The 3,300-nt window shown below is 53.2% G+C and carries 3 protein-coding genes; all 3 read right to left on the reverse strand.

What is annotated here, in order from left to right:
• Positions 1 to 47 precede the first annotated feature (47 nt).
• Positions 48 to 692 carry a 16S rRNA (guanine(527)-N(7))-methyltransferase RsmG gene (gene rsmG, locus OEL57_RS15580; protein WP_300741734.1) on the reverse strand — a complete coding sequence of 215 codons (645 nt, stop codon included), beginning with the start codon at positions 690 to 692 and terminating at the stop codon, positions 48 to 50.
• Positions 670 to 2,568 carry a tRNA uridine-5-carboxymethylaminomethyl(34) synthesis enzyme MnmG gene (gene mnmG, locus OEL57_RS15585; RefSeq protein ID WP_300741735.1) on the reverse strand — a complete coding sequence of 633 codons (1,899 nt, stop codon included), beginning with the start codon at positions 2,566 to 2,568 and terminating at the stop codon, positions 670 to 672. Before mnmG ends, rsmG begins: the two co-directional genes overlap by 23 nt.
• Positions 2,569 to 2,598: 30 nt before the next feature.
• A partial coding sequence (locus OEL57_RS15590) for a GTPase (RefSeq protein WP_300741736.1) occupies positions 2,599 to 3,300 on the reverse strand: 702 nt, incomplete at its 5' end.

A 3,300-nucleotide genomic window follows, 5' to 3' on the forward strand; every position in this document is an offset into this window, starting at 1 on the left:
ACCTTGTAGGCCATTTTATGCAACACCCAGTGCCAGCCCTGTGTTTATCAAGCTTTGCGCATGATCACCAGACTGCGTTGACCCATTTTCCATGGTAGACGGTAACTGACGGTTGGTTCGAGCCGTAATCCTGACGCACCAAGAGACTCCTGCAGACAATGAGCATCTTGTTCACCGTCAGCTCCGCGCATCGAGATCAGTCTTCCTGTCACTGCCATCAAAGGAGTGGCCAACTGGACAAAAAGAGCCAGGCTACTGAAGGCCCGCGACGTTACCAGATCAAATTCAGCAGCCCGATCAGTGGCCAGCACCTCAACCCGCCCATGGAGCGGTTCAAGATTTGTCAGCTTAAGCAGCCTGCTTATATGTTTCTGAAAGCTGATCTTTTTCCCAACAGCATCAATCGAGCTAATCAGGCAATCCGGCCTGACAATGGCAAGCACAAGAGCTGGAAAGCCGGCTCCCGAACCGATATCCAGTATCCGGTCACCAGGTCTGAGCTCAGGAACAAGATGCAGGGAATCAATCAGGTGCTTGATGGTCATCTCATCACGTCCCGTGATAGCCGTCAGATTGATCTTCTTGTTCCAGCGCAGCAGCTCCTGCAATACCAGATCACAGGCATTATACTGTTGCTCTGTTAGCTCAAGATGCAGCCCATCAACAGCCTTATTCAGCAGTTCGCGGTTCACTCTGCTGGTCTCCTCGGCCTTTCAGCATCACCGAAATAATGGCAATAGCAGCAGGAGTAACCCCCTGAATGCGAGCTGCCTGCCCCAGTGTATCAGGCCTGAACCGCTCCAGCTTTTCACGCACCTCCGAGGTCAGACCAGGAATCTCACTATAATTAAGTTCAGCAGGTATTCTCGCCTCTTCCTGCTTTCGCATCCGCTCAATCTGCTCTAGTTGGCGCTCAATGTAGCCTTGATACTTAACCTGTATCTCAACCTGCTCCCGCACGGCAGCGGGCAGCCCTGCAACCTGCTGGTCAATTTCCTGCAACTGCTGGTAGCCGATTTCGGGCCTGCGCAGTAGTTGCTCAAAGCTGGTACCTTTCTGAAGATCCCCGCAGCCGTGTCGCTCGCACCAGCTCTTTTCTTCCGGGCTCAGATTTAAACGTGTGGCGCGTACTCGCTCCAGTTCTTCCCGAATGTGCTCTCGTTTGCGACAGAAACCAGCATACGTTGTCTCGTCAACCAGCCCGATTGAATGGCCGATCTCCCGCAGTCTGATATCAGCGTTATCCTCACGCAGCAGCAGACGGTATTCAGCCCGCGAGGTAAACATCCGGTACGGCTCTTTGGTGCCCAGCGTAACAAGATCATCAACCATGACCCCAATGTATGACTCATGCCTGCCCAGCATAATCGGCTGCTTGCCCTGCACCTTCAGGGCAGCATTGATGCCCGCCAGAATCCCCTGACCGGCAGCCTCTTCATAGCCGGAAGTGCCGTTAATCTGCCCGGCATGGAACAGATTTTTAATCAACTTGGTTTCAAGAGTGGCATGCAACTGCACGGGATTGACGTAATCATACTCGATACCGTAGGCAGGTCGCATGATCTCCACCTGCTCAAGCCCAACCATGGATCGGTAAAAGGCGATCTGGATATCGATTGGCAGCGAGGTGGACATGCCGCTGGGATAATACTCCACCGTATCCAGCCCTTCTGGCTCAATAAAGGTCTGATGACGATCTTTATCCGGAAAGCGCACCACCTTGTCTTCAATCGAGGGGCAGTAGCGCGGTCCAATCCCTTCAATTACCCCGGCATAAAGCGGTGAACGATCCAGGCCACTGCGGATGATCTCATGGGTCCGCTGATTGGTGTAGGCGATATAGCATGGCACCTGCGGCGTAGTGATCCGCTCCGTGCTGAAGGAGAACGGCACCGGCGGATCATCGCTGTATTGCGCCTCAAGTTTACCAAAATCAATGGTTCTGCCATCAAGGCGTGCCGGCGTACCGGTCTTGAGTCGCCCCACCTCAAACCCCAGCGCCTTCAGTTGGTCCGAAAGACCAAGCGAAGGCAAATCCCCTGCCCTGCCACCTGAGTAATTGATCAGGCCGATATGGATCAAGCCCCGCATAAAAGTACCGGTTGTCAACACAACCGTCTTTCCAAGAAAGCGGATGCCACTGCGGGTATCAACACCGCGCAGCTCCTCACCCTCAAGATACAACGCCGTGACCTCACCCTGTTTAACATGCAGGTTCGCTTGCTGTTCAAGCACCTGCTTCATTCGCAAACGATAGAGCTGCTTGTCGGCCTGGGCACGCCCTGCACGCACAGCCGGCCCCTTTCGCGTATTCAACACACGAAACTGTATGCCGGTGGCATCAATATTTTTTGCCATCTCGCCACCAAGCGCATCAATCTCCCGCACCAGATGCCCTTTAGCCAGCCCGCCAATCGAAGGATTACAGGACATCACCGCCATACCATCAAGGCTCATGTTCAGCAGCAACGTCAGGCAGCCCATCCTTGCGGCAGCCAATGCAGCCTCACATCCGGCATGGCCGGCTCCCACTACAATCACATCGTATTTGGTTTCATAGCTATGCATCATGACCACCATGTTCCACGTGAAACATCATTACTTGCCAATACAAAACGAAGAAAAAATCACATCAAGAAGATCGTCAGTGGATGTCTCACCGGTAATTTCTCCCAAAGCAGAAAGAGCCGATCGTATATCCAAAGCCAACAGCTCCGGCGGCAGATCAAGCAACAGATTATCAGCAAAGGCCTGAAGAGATTGTTGGGCACGAACAAGAACATCTCGATGGCGAATATTTGAGATTACAGCGCAGTCATCGGATGAAAGAGCCGAAGAATGTACAAAATGATCGTGAATCTGTGCGGCAAGCTGTTCAATACCTGCCCTACTCTTGGCGGACACCCGGCAAACACCCAAGGGAGTTCTGATGGCTGACAGATCGAGCTGCTGGGGCAGATCCGCTTTGGTCACCACCAGTAGATACTGAAGCGCACCAAGCGACATCACTAGGTCAGTCAATTCATCGGACAACGGGACAGTACCATCAACAAGCAAGAGCAGCAGATCTGCCTCAGACACCTTCTCCAGCGCCCTGCGGACACCTTCCTGCTCGACACAATCGGCGTGATGAGCACGAATACCGGCTGCATCGATAACCTTGACCGGCAACCCCTGTAGGGAAACGGTCTCCTCAATCAGATCACGGGTGGTTCCAGGCAATGCCGACACAATTGCCCGATCAGTCCCTGACAGTGCATTCAACAAACTGGATTTACCGGCATTGGGAAGACCCAGCAT

This window comes from Trichlorobacter sp. (genome assembly GCF_030247655.1).
In the GTDB taxonomy this organism is placed as follows: Bacteria; Desulfobacterota; Desulfuromonadia; order Geobacterales; family Pseudopelobacteraceae; genus Trichlorobacter.